Here is a 15,547-nt window from a genome sequence, read left to right on the forward strand (position 1 = left end):
CCGGGGAGTTTTTGTTTCTGCGAAAGGTTTCCGGCACTTCCACTTGCGCTATCGGAAAGATGCTGGCTCTTTATTATTCGTCGTGGCCGATGCCGCCTTGTTGCCCGTGAGCCGCCGGCTCCGGTGGCCGGGGAGGGTGGACAGGTTCTTCGAAGGTCCGCAACAGTTGGCCCCAACCCGGGTCGTGCATATGCGCTTCAAGACCGGCGCGGGCGGCGAGGGCCAGTGCTTCTTGCTGGCCGAAGTCAAGTGCTGCATCAACGTCGGTTGTCAGAACCCGGCCATTTTCCATCAACATCCTGCCATCCACGAAGACAGTATCGACATCGCTGCCCAGCACCTGATGCACCAGCCGGTGCACCGGCATCCACATCGGCATCAGATGCGGTTTGCGCATGTCGATGATGACGACGTCGGCCTTTTTGCCGACTTCCAGCGAGCCGATCTCGTCCTCCATGCCGATGGCATGGGCGGCGTCGATGGTGATCATTTCGAATATCTTGCCGGGCGGCAGCAGGTAACGATCATGGTTGTGTAGCAGGTGCTGAGTGAATTGCGCCAGACGCGCCGTCTGCAACATGTCGAAATGGCGGCTGGGGGCTGCGCCGTCGGTGGTGATGGCAACGCGAATGCCTTTCGACATCATTTCCATGATCGGCGTCGCCCGGCCGGGCGGTGCGTGCGTAACCCGAGTTCCGGTTTCGGCCAGAATGTCGATCTCGTCATGCGAGATGCCCCAGCAATGCTGGAGATGGATATCAGGGCCAAGCAGCGCATTTTCCTTGTCCTGATACGCCATGCGGATCTGTCCGGCAAAAGCGTCCGAATGCAGCCTGACGCCGGTTTTTCGTGCCGTTTCACGAATTCGGCGCGCCTGCATCCGGTCATTTTCCGTCAGTTTCACCGCCTGATCGGGTGTGGAGGCATTGGAGGGCTCCACTGAGGGAACGATGGTGAAAGGTGTGAGGAAGACGCTGATGCGGCCATCTGCCGTGCCGTTCAGCGCCTCGATGGTTGCCTCGCTGCCTTCGATCATCTCTTCGAAGCTGATATGCCGGCGCTCCGGCGAACCGCTCTCCCAACGGGTGACCGCATGTGGCCATGGCAGGCCGGATGGGCCGACACAGATGATTTCGCGAAGGCCGATCTCCTCATAGGCGCGGGCATGGTTGATGGCGAAGACGGGATCGTCGGCGCGCGGCATCGAGGTGATGATGCTGGCGCCGGTCGTCACGCCGGCGCGCAGCCGCTCGATGCCGGAGACCAAGCCGTCGGCGTACCAGTAATCGCGGGTGACATAATGATAATAGGTCGGCGTCACCACCTTCATCCACATGGCGTTGGTATCGGCAGCAATGCTGCGGATAAGCGCATGCCCGGCATGGCCATGCGCATCGATCAGGCCGGGAATGATGAGTTTGCCCCGGCAGTCGATGATCTGCTTGTCGGGGTGCCGTGAGGCGAGTTCCCCGGCCGTGCCGATGTCAACGATGCGATCATCCTGAATGGCAAGGCCGCCATCCTCGATAATCCGTCTTTCCCGATCCACGGTGACGATCGTGCCATGCAGCAGCAGATAATTTCCCATTCGCCTTCTCCCATATGTTTGCAGTCGGTATCCAGAATTTCCAAATTTTGAATACGATAATTGTCAACAATATTATTGACAATAAGCCGCAGCAAAACAATACTCCGCTTGCTCAGCCGCCAGCCGGCTTTCCAACGACCTATAAAAAGGGGGGATCAAATGTCCCGAATTAGAAGTTTTGTCCTGGCCGCCATGGCCGCCGCCGCCATTGCCGCTCCCGCAAGCGCAGAGACCCTGCGCTGGGGTAGCCGCGCCGATCTTTATTCGCTCGATCCGTATTCGGTGCCTTCCACCTCCAACCTTGCTTTCCTCAACCACATCTATGAAGGGCTTGTCCGTTACGGGCCGGACTTCAAGATCGAGCCGGCGCTGGCGACGGAGTGGAAACTCGTTGATGGAAAGACCTGGCGCTTCACCCTGCGCAAGGGTGTGAAGTTCCATGACGGCTCGGATTTCACCGTAGATGATGTGGTCGCTTCCTTCACACGCGCTTCAGATTCCACCTCGCCATTGCGCGGCAATATTCCGGTCTTTGCCGGTGTGAAGAAGGTCGATGATTACACGGTTGATCTCGACGTCACCGCACCGACCTCGCTTTTCCTGAACGACATCACCAATATCTTCATTTTCAACGCCAAGTGGTTGAAAGATAACAATAGCGAGAAGCCGACCGACTTCGCCTCCAAGGTCGATGGTTATACGACGATGCACACCAATGGCACCGGGCCGTTCAAGCTCGAAAGCCGCGTGCCCGATAGCAAGACGGTTCTTGTTGCCAATGACGGCTGGTGGGACCAGAAAAAGCATAATCTCGACCGTATCGAATTCGTGCCGATCGCCTCTGCCGCGACACGTGTTGCAGCGCTGCTCTCCGGCGAAATCGATCTGATCGATTCCGCGCCGATCCAGGATCTGCCGCGGCTTGAATCCTCGCCCAATATCACGGTGAAGAAGCGCACCGAACTGCGCACGCTGTTCATCGGTTTCAACCGCCGTGAAAAGCTGGAAGACGGCAAGCCCAACCCGTTTAATGATCTGCGTGTGCGTCAGGCATTCGAGGCGTCGCTTGATCGCGATCTCATCAACAAGAAGGTCATGCGCGGCCTTGCAAGACCTTCGGGCTCGCTCATCGCGCCTGAAATCGCCGGTTATGCCAAGTCGCTCGATACCTATGAGCCTGCCGATCCGGCAAAAGCACAGAAGCTGCTTGCCGATGCGGGCATGAAGAACCTCGCTTTCACCTATACCTGCATGAATGATGAAAGCATCAACGAGGAAGATATCTGCTCCGGCGTTGCCAACATGCTGAAGCGCGGCGGTTTCCAGCCGACGATCGACATTGCACCGCGCTCCGTGCAGTCGCCCAAGCGCAATGGCGGCAAGGCCGATGTCTTCAATCTCAGCTGGGCGAACGAGCCGACGCTCGATGCCTTCTCGTTCCTGTCGCAGATCCTGTCGACCCGCAAGGGTGCGATGGGCGTCTCCAATTATGGCGGCTGGTCGAACCCCGAGATCGACAAGCTGGTCGATCAGGCGGCGCAGGAGCAGGACAACACCAAACGTCTGGCGCTTGAAGAAGCCGTGTTGAAAATCGCCAAGGATGAAACCATGCTTGTTCCGCTGCATCAGCAGCCCATCGCATGGGCCATGCTCGGAAAGGTCAAGAGCGTCGACTTCCGTGCCGATAACAAGCCGCGTCACTGGCTGACACAGCTCGACAAATAATGCGGAACGCTGGAAGGGCGTCGGCTGTCGCCGAACGCCTTTCCAGCCTTTCCGGCGCAGCCCGCCTCAGCCGTTGAAACTGTGATGCTCACGAACCGGGACGGCCGAAACGCGATCCTCCGCCGGTGCAATTGTCGACAATGTGACGGGTTCAGGCGCGCGGCATCGTCGCATCGTTGCGAAAGCTCTACCCTGTCTCTGGAAGAGAATGGTCGAACCTGGCACGCCTTGTGGCGCGGGTTCTCATCCGAGAGGTAACCATGCTGGTTTTCATCATCAAGCGTTTGGGAAATGCCGTGCTCGTCATGCTTTCCGTCGCACTTATCGCATTTCTGATTTTCCGGCTCGCGGGTGATCCCGTTGAGCTGATGGTCGGCGAACAGACCTCGCAGGAGGATCGGGCGGCCCTGCGTGAGCGCCTCGGCCTCAATGACAGCCTGCCGACGCAATATCTGCGGTTTGTGAAAGATGCGGCAGAGGGCAATTTCGGCGTTTCCTATCGCAACGGCCAGCAGGTGCTGCCGCTGATAGCGGAGAGGTTTCCGGCAACGCTGGAGCTTGTTCTTGTCGCTACCGTCCTGTCGCTGGTCGTCGGTCTGCCGCTTGGGGTGCTGACGGCAATCAGGCGCGGCAGGTGGTATACGGAGGGCCTGCAGTTCCTGTCGATCGTCGGCGTCTCCCTGCCGAGTTTCGTTGTCGGCATTCTGCTCATTCTCGTCTTTTCGGTGTCGCTCGGCTGGGCGCCGGCCTTCGGTCGCGGAGATGTCGTGCAGATCGGCTGGTGGTCCACCGGGTTGCTGACGTCCTCCGGGCGTGCGGCCATCATTCTACCGGCCATTGCGCTTTCGCTTTATCAGATCACGCTCGTCATGCGTCTGGTTCGCGCCGAGATGCTGGAAGTGCTGCGATCCGATTTCGTGAAGTTTGCGCGGGCCCGTGGCATTCCCCGCTGGCGCATCTATTTCCGCCATGCGCTTCGCAACTGTCTCATGCCTGTCGTGACGCTGACGACGATGAATGTCGGCTCGCTCATCGCCTTCGCACTGATCACGGAAACGGTGTTTCAGTGGCCGGGCATGGGCATGCTGTTCATACAGGCGGTGACGTTTCTCGATATTCCCGTCATGGCGGCCTATCTCTGCATCATTTCCTTCATCTTCGTTGTTCTCAACACGTTCGTCGACATTGCCTATGCGGTGATCGATCCGCGTCTGCGCACCGCTCGTTAACCGAAGGGAGCCGGTTTCATGACAGACCTTCCACAAATGGCAAAACCCGCCCGCCGGTCGCTTTTCAGCCGCATGCGCGACAGCGATCTCTACTGGTCCTTCAGCCGCAGCAAATCGGCGAAAATCAGTGCGCTGGTCCTCTCGATCCTGATCCTCGCTGCCATATTCGCGCCGCTGATCGCGCCGCAAAACCCCTATGACGGCGCTTCACTGGACATGTGGAAGGCCGAGTTGCCGCCGGTGTGGCAGGAGGGCGGCGAATGGCCCTATCTGCTCGGCACCGATACGCAGGGGCGGGACATGCTCTCCGCCATTCTTTACGGCACACGCATATCGATCGTCATCGGTGTTGCCTCCGTGGCGCTGTCGCTGGTCATCGGCATGACGGCCGGGTTGGTCGCCGGTTACTTCGGCGGCTTTGCCGATAACCTCCTGATGCGGATCGGCGATATCACGCTCTCCATCCCGACAATTCTGGTGGCCATCCTCGTCTCGACGGTGGTGCGGCAGATGTTGCCGGACAGTCTGCGCGAGGTGGGGGCATCCGCCGTGCTCATTTTCGCCATCGCCCTTTCCGCCTGGGTGCAATATGCGCGCACCGTGCGTGCCCAGGCCATCGTCGAAACCGGCAAGGATTATGTGCAGGCGGCCAAACTCATCGGCGTTCCCGCCCGTCGCATCATGGCCAACCATATCCTGCCCAATACGCTCACACCGATCATGGTTGCCGCCACGCTCAATTTCGGCATGGCGATCCTCACCGAAGCGACGCTGTCCTTCCTCGGCATCGGCATGCCGCCCAGCCAGCCTTCGCTCGGAACGCTGATCCGCATCGGCAACCAGTTCCTGTTCTCGGGTTCGTGGTGGATCGTATTGTTTCCCGTTTTCCAGCTCTGTCTGCTCGTCGTCACCGTCAACCTTCTGGGTGACTGGCTGCGCGATGCGCTCAATCCGAAACTGAGGTGAGTTCCATGCACGATCTTCTGCTCCGCAACATCAGGCCCATGGCGGGCGATACCTGCGACATTCTGATCAGGCAGGGAAAGATAGCCGGTTTCGGAAAGTTCGAGGCCGAGCCGGGCATGCCGGTCGAAGAGGGAAATGGCGCGATTGCCGTTCCCGGCCTTATCGATGCCCATACCCATCTCGACAAGACGACATGGGGCATGCCCTGGCATGTCAATAATCGCGCCGCGATCCTGCGCCAGCGGATCGACTTTGAACGCGAAAACCGGACACAGATCGGCATCGATCCGCACCGCCAGTCCATGCGCCACGCCATCGGCCTTGCGGCCAACGGCGGCACCCATATTCGCAGCCACGTGGATATTGACCCGACCCATGGCCTGACGCTTGTGGAGGGCATCTGGGAGACCCGTGAGAAGCTGAGGGGCATCATCGACATCGAAGTCGTCGCCTTCCCGCAATCCGGCGTCATGGTCATGCCCGGCACCGTGGAGCTTCTGGATGAGGCCTTGAAACAGGGCTGCGAAGTGCTTGGCGGCATCGATCCCTGCGGAATCGACCGCGATCCGAAAGGCCAGCTGGATATTCTCTTTGCGCTTGCGGTCAAGCACGGCGTGCCGATCGACATCCATCTGCATGAGGCCGCCGATCTTGGCGCCTTCACCATGGAGCTGATCTTCGAGCGTATCCGGGCCAATGGCATGGAAGGCAAGGTTGCAATCAGCCATGCCTTTGCACTTGGCATGAATGATTACCTGCGGGTCGGCAAGCTGATCGAAGAGATTGCAAGGCTCGACGTGGCGATCCTGACGACCGGTGCGCCTTCGGCAAACGTGCCGTCGATCATGCGGCTGAAGGAAGCGGGCGTGCGTGTCGGCGGCGGTTGCGACGGCATTCGCGATACCTGGGGGCCGTGGGGCCAGCCGGACATGCTCGACCGGGCAAAGATCATCGGCATGAAGAACGGCCTGCGTTCCGATATCGAGCTTGCCCATGTGCTGCATGTGGTTTCGCAGGGCGGAGCCGATGTCATGGGGCTTGGTGATTACGGCCTGCGGCAAGGCTGCGCCGCGGATTTCACGCTGCTTACGGGCGAAACGCTCGCCCATGCCGTTGTCGATATCGCGCCCCGGCCGCTCGTCGTCAAAGGCGGCCGCGTCACCGCCAGAAACGGCAAAGCCATCGTGGAGGCGCCGTGATGAGCGCCGCTTTGCAATCTCTCGCGCTTGGCGAACGTCCGTCGGGCCGCACGCTGCTTACCGCAAGCTGGGTTGTCGGACACAGGGACGGATCACACCGGCTCTTGAAAAACGGCGAGGTGGTCTTCGAGAATGGTGAGATTCTCTTCGTCGGGCACGGTTTTCCCGGCGAGGTCGCCCGTCGCGTCGATTTCGGCAACGCCCTCATCAGCCCCGGCCTGATCGATCTCGACGCGCTTTCCGATCTCGATACGACGATCCTGGGGATCGATCACTATCCCGGCTGGGCCAAGGGCCGGGTCTGGCCGCGATCTTATGTCGAGGCTGGTCCTTACGAGATGTATTCCGAGGAGGAACTGGCCTTCCAGAAGCGTTTCGCTTTCGGCCAGCTGCTTCTCAACGGCATCACCACGGCAGCACCCATCGCTTCCCTGTTTTACCGGGAATGGGGCGAAACCGTTGCCGAATTCGAGGCTGCGGCCGATGCTGCCGGCGAACTCGGCCTGCGCGTCTATCTCAGCCCCGCATACCGCTCCGGCGGCATGGTGCTGGAAGAGCCGGGGCGCATGGTGCCTGTCTTTGACGAAGAGCGCGGCTTTCAGGGGCTGAAGGATGCGGTGTCCTTCATCGAAAGACAGAGCGGACGGCATGGCGATCTCGTGCGCGGCATGCTCGCGCCGGATCGGGTCGAGACATCGACGCTCGCCCTGTTGCAAAGAACCGATGCGGCCGCGCGCGATCTTGGATGCAAGTTCCGTCTGCACATGGCGCAGGGCACGATGGAGGTCGATACCGTCCGCAGCCTTCATGGCTCCACGGCGCCCGTGTGGCTGGCCAAGGCCGGTCTCCTCAGCGAGCGCCTTGTCGCGCCGCACGCCACCAATGCGACGGATGAGGATCTGACGCTCTACGCTGAAAATGGCGTTTCTATCGTCCACTGTCCGCTGGTGTCGGCCAGAGGCGGCAGCAAGCTGTCGTCGTTTTCGTCGTGCCGGCAGCGTGGCATCAACATCGCGATGGGCACGGACACGGCACCGGCCGACATGCTGATGAACCTTCTGGTCGGGCTCATCACCTGCCGCATCAGCGACGGCGTGCCCGACAGGGTCCGTTCGGCCGATCTGTTCGACGCCGCCACAATCGGTGGCGCAAGGGCGCTGGGCCGTGCCGATCTCGGACATCTCTCAAAGGGTGCCCGCGCCGATATCGCGGTCTTTGACCTCGATGATACCGTCATGGCGCCGAGCGTCGATCCGATTACGACCATCGTTACCGGCGGTTCGGGCAAGATCACGCGTGCGGTCTTCGTTGATGGCCGCCTGTCGATGCGCTCAAGGCAGGTCGCGAATATCGACATGGAGCAAGCCCGCGTTCAGGCGCAGGCACAGTTCGACGGGCTGATCGCGAAATATCCCGAACGAAGCTGGGCCAACCCGCCCGTTTCGGAAATTTTCCCCCCGAGCTACCCGGTGGAGGTTGACGCCAATGGATAACATGAACCAGTCGGTTATCGATGTTCGCAATCTGAAAGTCGAGTTTCCGGGCCGCAGAGGCACGGTGACGGCCCTTTCTGATGTCAGCCTGTCGATCCGCCCCGGCGAAATCCTCGGTGTTGTCGGCGAATCCGGTGCCGGAAAATCCATGACCGGACTTGCGATACAGGGCTTGCTGGAAAAACCCGGCCGCATCGCCGAGGGCGAGATATGGCTTGGGTCGCGGCGTATCGACAAGTTGGACGACAGGGCGATGGAAAGCATTCGCGGCCGCGAGATCGGTGCGATCTTTCAGGATCCGCTCACCTCGCTCAACCCGCTCTTTACGGTTGGCGCACAGCTGGTCGAAACGATCCGCCAGCATCTGCCGCTCTCCAGGAAAGAAGCGCGGGGGCGGGCGGTTCAACTCCTGAAAGATGTCGGCATTCCGTCTCCGGAAGATCGCGTCGATCATTATCCGCATCAGTTCTCCGGCGGCATGCGCCAGCGTGTCGTCATCGCACTGGCGCTGGCCGCCTCGCCAAAGCTCATCATCGCCGACGAGCCGACCACGGCACTTGACGTGTCGATCCAGGCGCAGATCATTTCGCTGCTGCGCAGGCTGTGCAAGGAGAAGCAGACGGCCGTCATGCTGGTCACGCATGATATGGGCGTCATCGCCGAAGCCGCCGACCGCGTTGCCGTGCTTTATGCCGGCAGGTTGATCGAGGTCGGGCCGGTCGAGCAGGTTCTGCATGCGCCGAAACATCCCTATACGCAGGGCCTGATGGCCTCCATCCCTTCGCTCGGCGCGCGGGTGGAGCGGCTCAACCAGATCGACGGGGCGATGCCGCGTCTTGATGCGATCCCCCCGGGCTGCGCCTTCAATCCGCGCTGTGGCTCTGCCGGCCCGCGCTGTCTTCGCGAGCGCCCGGAACTGGAAACGCAGGGCAACAGCGCAAGCGCCTGCTGGATGAATGCAGGAGGAACCGCATGAAAACCTCGGTGACAAAAACACCCGCACTGACGGTGAAGGGTCTGACCAAGACCTTCGATGTTTCCGCCCCGTGGCTCAACCGCGTCATCGAGCGCAAGCCCCGTCAGTTCGTGCAGGCCGTCAACGACATCGATTTTACGGTGCCAGCCGGTGGCTGTCTCAGCATTGTCGGCGAAAGCGGCTGCGGCAAGTCCACCGTCGCGCGGCTGGTGACAGGGCTGTTCCGCCCAAGCGCCGGTGACTTTCGCTTTGCCAAAGGGCGGAAGGATACACCGCTATCGGCGCAGATGATCTTTCAGGATCCCTATGCCTCGCTCAATCCGCGCTGGCGGGTGAAGAACATCATCGCAGAGCCGATCCGCGAGCTGAAACTGCGCGCCACCCGTGCAGAGACAATGGAGCGGGTGGAGGAACTGCTGCGAACGGTCGGCCTCTCTGCCTCCGACGGCGAGAAATTCCCGCATGAATTTTCCGGCGGCCAGCGCCAGCGTATTTCGATTGCCCGCGCCCTGGCAAGCGAGCCGGAGTTTCTGGTCTGTGACGAACCGACATCCGCGCTTGATGTATCGGTGCAGGCGCAGGTGCTGAACCTGATGCGGCGGCTGCAGGACGAGCTGGGGCTGACTTATCTGTTCATCAGCCACGATATGAGCGTGGTTCGCCACATGTCGGACCGTATCGCTGTGATGTATCTCGGTCGCATCGTGGAGGAGGGCGATACGGAGGAGCTGTTCGCCCGCCCGCGTCACCCCTATACGCAGCTTCTGCTGCAGACCATTCCCAATATCGAGGCCCCGCGCCGCGACCGGGAACTGGTGGCAGGCGAAGTCCCAAGCCCGCTCAGGCCGCCCTCGGGCTGCACCTTCCATCCGCGCTGCCCGCTTGCAACGGCGCGCTGTTCGGCGGAAGTGCCGCAGGTGCGCACGCTTGCCGGCGGCACACGCGTTGCATGTCATCTGGTGGAGGATGAAGAGGTGTTGACGCAGGACCGGGAGCGCGCCTGAGCCGCAAGGTCAGGCGAGTGCCGCCCGCAGATCATGGGAAAGGTCGCGGATTTCGCTGAGGTCGAGTTCCGCTTCCACATGTTCGAGGTGATGGGTCATCAGATGCGTGGCCCTCGCCGGATCGTTATTGGCGATCGCGTCGACAATTTCCGCATGTTCGTCGGGCCCGCAGTTAAAGCGGTCCGTGTTGCGGTAAACGGCAGTGATGAGGGAGGAACGCGAAATGAGGTCGCGCATGGTGGTGAACAGGAAATCGGAACCGACCGTTTCCGCAAGCAGCAGGTGGAAGCCGCCGGAAAGCTTGATGATGTCGGTGGTGATGTTGTGAGCGTTGGCCACACGCTCTTTTTCGACATGGTCGCGAAGCCGCTTCAGAGCGGCCTTGGTGGTGGATTTGCAAAGCCGCTCAACAACACATTGTTCCACGGTACGGCGAACGAAGAACACGTCTCTCGCCTCTTCGACCGAGGGTTTGGAAACGAAGGCGCCGCGATTGGGAACGATGGTGACGAGACCGTCGCGCTCCAGCACGGAAAGCGCCTGGCGGATGCGCGCGCGGCTGACACCGAAAATCGTGGCGAGCTGTTCTTCCTTCAGCTGCACGCCCGGGCGAAGCCGTCGTTCAGCGATCGACAGCCAGACTTTCTCGACAATTTGCTGCGTGGACTGGCCGTTCTGTTCGGTCATCGGTTTCGCTCTCCATTGTGGGTAGAGAAGCGTGATGCGGTGGAAAAAGTCAACCGTTTCAACAGAGTTTTGGTTGCAAAATTGTCAACAATCTGAAATAATATTGTGTACTATAAACAGGGCAGTTGTCATGGAATTCGACTTCACCACGCTCGAGCCGCAGAGCCGTTACCGTCTGCTGACGAATTTTATCGGTCCCCGGCCGATTGCGCTCGTCACGACGCGTTCGGCTGCCGGCCACAACAATGCGGCGCCGATGAGCTTTTTCAACGTTTTCTCCCATGATCCGCCGATCGTCGTCCTCGGTATCCAGCCGCGGGTGACGGGCGAGGAGAAGGACACGATGGTCAATATTCGCCGCACCGGCGAATTCGTCATCAACATGGTGGATATGGCCCTGTCGGAACAGATGCTCGTCTGCGGCCTCGGCTTTGACAGCGAGGTGGACGAACTTTCCATGGCGCGGCTGACCGCGACCCCCTGCAACAAGATCGATGCGAGCTTTGCGGCGGAATCACCCTGCGCCTTTGAGTGCCGGGTGGAGCGTCTGATCGATTATCCGCGCCGCACGCTGGTTCTGGGTGAGGTCGTGCATATGCATGTGCACAAGGATTGCCTCGATGAAGAGGGGCGTTATGTCGATCCGGACCGCTACCAGCCGATCGCACGTCTTCACGCCGACAATTACATTACTTCGGACCGCCAGTTCGTCCTAAAGGCGCCAGCGATTACCGACTTCATCAAGCCAGATGGCGCGTGAAGGTCCTGAAAGGCTTACCCCGATGCATATTCGCCTGATCAACCCGAACTCTACGGCCTCGATGACGGCGCAGGCGCTCGACAGTGCCTTGCGCGTCAAACACATGGATACGAAAATTTCCGCTGCAAATCCCCTCGATACGCCCGTCAGTATCGAAGGTGGAGCGGATGAGGCGCTGGCCGTTCCGGGCCTGCTGCAGGAAATCCGCAAGGGTGAACAGCTGGGCGTCAACGCCTATGTCATCGCCTGCTTTGACGATCCTGGACTGCATGCTGCCCGAGAAGTGGCGCGCGGGCCGGTCATCGGCATCTGCCAGGCCGCCGTGCAGGTGGCGATGACGATCAGCCGCCGATTTTCCATCATCACCACCCTGCCGCGTTCGATCCCCATCATCGAGGACCTTGTCGGCAACTATGGGGCGGAGCGGCATTGCCGCAGGGTTCGCGCCATCAATCTGCCGGTGCTTGGTCTCGAAGAAGACCCTGTCGCCGCCGAACTGATGCTGATCCGCGAGATCGAAGCGGCCAAGAAGGAGGATGCGGCGGAAGCGATCATCCTTGGATGCGCCGGCATGTCGGCTTTGTGCGACAGGCTGCGCGAGGCAACCGGCGTGCCTGTTATCGATGGGGTTACGGCGGCGGTGAAACTGGCTGAGGCGCTGGTGGGGGCTGGTTACAGCACTTCGAAGGTCAATGCCTATGATTATCCGCGTATCAAGGGAATAGAACTCGTCGCCTAAGCCTGATTTCTGGGAAAACGGCCGCAGCCATTTGCGGGCTTGCGCTCCTCGCTTTAGTGTTCTCCCGCGCGCCGCCTTCGCAAGGGTCGCGCGCTGCGGGGAGGACGCATGATCGACAAGCTGGAATTTTTCATCGCATTGGCGCGCGCGGAGCATTTTGGGCGGGCCGCGGAGGAATGCGGCATTTCGCAGCCCAGCCTCTCGGCGGCGATCCGGCAACTGGAGGATCAGCTGGGTGTCGTTCTGGTGGTGCGCGCCGCCCGTTATCAGGGGCTGACGCCGGAGGGCCAGCGTGTGCTGGAATGGGCGCGCCGCATCGTTGCCGATACGCGCACCATGCGTGAGGAAATGCGCGCCGCCCGCAAGGGTCTGGCCGGCCATATCCGCCTTGCGGTCATTCCCACCGCGCTTGCCATGGTACCGCGATTGACGGAACCGTTTCAGGCCCGCCATCCCGCCGTGACATTTTCGGTAACGTCACGCACCTCGCTTCAGGTGCTGGGGCAGATAGAAAATCTCGAGATCGACGCGGGAATCACCTATCTCGACAATGAGCCGCTGGGGCGGGTGACGACGGTGCCGCTTTATTCGGAGCGATATCACCTGATCGCAGCGGCCGGAACACCTTTGGCCGATCAGGAAAGCGTTACCTGGAGGCAGGTTGCCGGTCTTAGGCTATGCCTATTGACTTCGGACATGCAGAACCGCCGTATCATCAACAAACACATGGCGGAAGCGGGTGTGGAGGTGAAGCCAACACTCGAATCCAATTCCATGATCGTGCTTTTTTCCCATATTCGAACCGGACAATGGGCTTCAATAATGCCGCGTAACATAGCGGAATCATTCGGTTTTCCAAAACAGATAAAAATGATCCCGATCATCGAGCCCGATGCCGAGCATCTCGTGGGGTTGATTGCGACTTACCGCGAACCGCATACGCCGCTGGTTTCAGCGCTTCTTCACGAGGCGCGGCAGCGCGCTTCGGAGCTGGCTTTTGATAGGAAATTCCTATCGAGCGACGGAAACACCTTATTGACCTGATCCTGCCGCTCTCGCCATTCTTGCCGCCAATGCAGGGGCTGCGAAAGGGCTGAAAATGTCCCGCCCGCCATCCTTGCCCCTGTCGGTTTGGGAGGACTGGCTTATGAATATCCAGGCGGTTGCCGCAGATGAGGCGGCCCGTGTTTCCGCGGTCATTGACGACTTTCTTCACCTCGAAGGGCCAATGCTGCCCATTTTGCACGCGGTTCAGGAAGAATTCGGCTATATTCCTGAAAGCGCCAAGCAGATCATCGCCTCCGCACTGAACGTGTCGCGGGCGGAGGTGCATGGCGTCGTAACCTTCTATCCCGATTTTCGTGATCATCCTTCCGGCCGGCATGTCTTGAAGCTCTGTCGCGCCGAGGCTTGCCAGTCGATGGGTGGCGAGCCTCTGGCGGATACCATCAAGTCCCGCCTCGGCCTTGACTGGCACGAAACCGCCGCTGACGGCTCCGTCACGCTGGAACCGGTTTTCTGTCTCGGGCTTTGTGCGCAGGCGCCGGCCCTGATGCTGGACGGCGAAGTCCACGCCCGCCTTGATGAGGACTGTCTTGGCGACATTCTGACGGAGGCGCGCCGATGAGTGTCACCGTTTTTGTTCCCGGCGATTCCGCCGCACTTGCCGTTGGCGCAAACCGCGTGGCAGAAGCCATTGCCCGGGAGGCGGCCAGCCGCAATCTTGATGTGCATATTGTCCGCAACGGTTCGCGCGGCATGCTCTGGCTGGAAGTGCTGGTCGAGGTGCGCACCGACCATGGCCGCATCGCCTACGGGCCGGTGAACGCCGGCGACGTCGCCTCGCTTTTCGATGCGGATTTTCTGACTGGCGGCGAGCATCGTCTCTGTCTCGGGCCGACCAAGGACATCCCGTTCCTGAAAAGCCAGACGCGTCTGACATTTGCGCGCTGCGGCGTTACCGATCCATTGTCGCTGGAGGATTACCGCGCCTATCAGGGCATGAAAGGCCTCGAAAAAGCCGTCGCCATGGCACCGCTCGACATCGTTGCACAGGTGACCGAAAGCGGCCTGCGCGGACGCGGCGGCGCAGGTTTCCCCACGGGCATCAAATGGAAGACCGTTGCCGATGCGGTGGCCGACCAGAAATATATCGTCTGCAATGCGGACGAGGGCGATAGCGGCACCTTCGCCGACCGCATGATCATGGAAGGCGATCCCTTCGTGCTGATCGAAGGCATGGCGATTGCCGGCCTCGCCGTCGGCGCGACGAAAGGTTTCATCTATACGCGTTCGGAATATCCTTTCGCCATCAAGGTCATGGAGCAGGCGATCGAGATCGCCCGCCGCGAAGGCATCATCGGCGCCTCCGTCCTCGGTTCCGGGCGGGCCTTCGATCTCGAAGTGCGCATGGGTGCCGGCGCCTATGTCTGCGGCGAGGAAACATCGCTTCTCAACAGTCTGGAAGGCAAGCGCGGCACCGTGCGCGCCAAGCCGCCGCTACCTGCCCTGCAGGGCCTGTTCGGAAAACCCACCGTCGTCAACAATGTGATTTCGCTGGCCTCCATTCCGGTCATCATGGATCTGGGTGCCGCCTTTTACCGCGATTTCGGCGTCGGCCGTTCGCATGGCACGATCCCCATCCAGCTTGCCGGAAACATCCGGCATGGCGGGCTTTACGAGACCGCCTTCGGCCTGCCGCTCGGGCAGCTGGTCAACGATATCGGTGGCGGCACGATCACCGGCCGTCCCGTCAAGGCGGTTCAGGTGGGCGGTCCGCTCGGCGCTTATTTCCCGGTTTCGCTGTTCGACACGATCTTCGACTATGAAGCCTTTACGGCGGCTGGCGGCCTTATCGGACATGCCGGAATCGTGGTTTTCGATGATACCGCCGATATGTTGCATCAGGCCCGGTTCGCGCTGGAATTCTGCGCCGTCGAAAGCTGCGGCAAGTGCACGCCCTGTCGCATCGGCTCCACGCGCGGCGTCGAGACGGTTGACAGGATCGCGCTCGGCATCGAGCGGGAGAAAAATACGGCGCTCCTCGCTGACCTCTGCGAGACCATGAAGTTCGGTTCGCTTTGTGCGCTTGGCGGCTTCACGCCCTATCCCGTCATGAGCGCGCTCCGGCATTTCCCTGATGATTTTGCCCCCATCCCACGTGTTGAAGCGGCGGAGTAAG

General features: G+C 60.6%; 14 protein-coding genes. 12 read left to right on the forward strand and 2 right to left on the reverse strand.

What is annotated here, in order from left to right:
- Window positions 1–73: 73 nt before the first annotated feature.
- Entirely contained in the window at window positions 74–1,588 is a 1,515-nt protein-coding gene (locus N434_RS17520; RefSeq protein WP_110759549.1) for an amidohydrolase family protein, read from the reverse strand.
- 159 nt (window positions 1,589–1,747) lie between these two features.
- On the opposite strand from N434_RS17520, the gene N434_RS17525 reads away from it, so the two are divergent.
- The 7 genes from N434_RS17525 to N434_RS17555 all read left to right on the forward strand — a co-directional run bounded on the left by N434_RS17525 (window position 1,748) and on the right by N434_RS17555 (window position 10,180).
- The gene (locus N434_RS17525) at window positions 1,748–3,313 is read left to right on the forward strand and encodes an ABC transporter substrate-binding protein (protein ID WP_110759551.1); all 1,566 of its coding nucleotides are present in this window, start codon (window positions 1,748–1,750) and stop codon (window positions 3,311–3,313) included.
- 260 nt (window positions 3,314–3,573) lie between these two features.
- Window positions 3,574–4,542 carry an ABC transporter permease gene (locus N434_RS17530; protein ID WP_110759553.1) on the forward strand — a complete coding sequence of 323 codons (969 nt, stop codon included), beginning with the start codon at window positions 3,574–3,576 and terminating at the stop codon, window positions 4,540–4,542.
- Window positions 4,543–4,560: 18 nt separating this feature from the next.
- The gene (locus tag N434_RS17535; RefSeq protein WP_110759555.1) at window positions 4,561–5,508 is read left to right on the forward strand and encodes an ABC transporter permease; all 948 of its coding nucleotides are present in this window, start codon (window positions 4,561–4,563) and stop codon (window positions 5,506–5,508) included.
- Between the two features lie 5 nt (window positions 5,509–5,513).
- On the forward strand, window positions 5,514–6,707 hold the full coding sequence (locus N434_RS17540; protein WP_110759557.1) for an amidohydrolase family protein: 1,194 nt from the start codon (window positions 5,514–5,516) through the stop codon (window positions 6,705–6,707).
- Window positions 6,707–8,200, forward strand: a complete 1,494-nt coding sequence (locus tag N434_RS17545; RefSeq protein WP_110759559.1) for an amidohydrolase family protein — start codon at window positions 6,707–6,709, stop codon at window positions 8,198–8,200. The genes N434_RS17540 and N434_RS17545 overlap by 1 nt, the downstream gene beginning before the upstream one ends.
- Window positions 8,193–9,176: an ABC transporter ATP-binding protein gene (locus N434_RS17550; RefSeq protein WP_110759560.1), complete on the forward strand. Its 984-nt coding sequence runs from the start codon at window positions 8,193–8,195 to the stop codon at window positions 9,174–9,176. Before N434_RS17545 ends, N434_RS17550 begins: the two co-directional genes overlap by 8 nt.
- Window positions 9,173–10,180, forward strand: a complete 1,008-nt coding sequence (locus tag N434_RS17555) for an ABC transporter ATP-binding protein (protein WP_110759562.1) — start codon at window positions 9,173–9,175, stop codon at window positions 10,178–10,180. Before N434_RS17550 ends, N434_RS17555 begins: the two co-directional genes overlap by 4 nt.
- A 9-nt stretch (window positions 10,181–10,189) precedes the next feature.
- On the opposite strand, the gene N434_RS17560 is transcribed toward N434_RS17555, so the two are convergent.
- A complete protein-coding gene (locus tag N434_RS17560; protein WP_065116831.1) occupies window positions 10,190–10,867 on the reverse strand; it encodes a GntR family transcriptional regulator in 678 nt (225 codons plus the stop codon).
- A 130-nt stretch (window positions 10,868–10,997) separates the two neighbouring features.
- Here N434_RS17560 and N434_RS17565 point away from each other — a divergent pair, with 130 nt between their 5' ends.
- The 5 genes from N434_RS17565 to N434_RS17585 all read left to right on the forward strand — a co-directional run bounded on the left by N434_RS17565 (window position 10,998) and on the right by N434_RS17585 (window position 15,546).
- Entirely contained in the window at window positions 10,998–11,627 is a 630-nt protein-coding gene (locus N434_RS17565; protein ID WP_110759564.1) for a flavin reductase family protein, read from the forward strand.
- Between the two features lie 22 nt (window positions 11,628–11,649).
- Window positions 11,650–12,366 (forward strand): aspartate/glutamate racemase family protein, encoded by a 717-nt coding sequence (locus N434_RS17570; protein ID WP_110759680.1) that lies wholly within the window; start codon window positions 11,650–11,652, stop codon window positions 12,364–12,366.
- A 108-nt stretch (window positions 12,367–12,474) separates the two neighbouring features.
- Window positions 12,475–13,410, forward strand: a complete 936-nt coding sequence (locus N434_RS17575) for a LysR family transcriptional regulator (protein ID WP_110759565.1) — start codon at window positions 12,475–12,477, stop codon at window positions 13,408–13,410.
- Between the two features lie 103 nt (window positions 13,411–13,513).
- Window positions 13,514–13,993, forward strand: coding sequence for a formate dehydrogenase subunit gamma (locus N434_RS17580; RefSeq protein ID WP_046801244.1), 480 nt, complete (start codon window positions 13,514–13,516; stop codon window positions 13,991–13,993).
- A complete protein-coding gene (locus N434_RS17585) occupies window positions 13,990–15,546 on the forward strand; it encodes a formate dehydrogenase beta subunit (RefSeq protein ID WP_110759567.1) in 1,557 nt (518 codons plus the stop codon). The genes N434_RS17580 and N434_RS17585 overlap by 4 nt, the downstream gene beginning before the upstream one ends.
- Window position 15,547 lies beyond the last annotated feature (1 nt).

The sequence above is a fragment of the Rhizobium sp. UGM030330-04 genome, from assembly GCF_003208455.1.
In the GTDB taxonomy this organism is placed as follows: domain Bacteria; phylum Pseudomonadota; class Alphaproteobacteria; order Rhizobiales; family Rhizobiaceae; genus Agrobacterium; species Agrobacterium rhizogenes_A.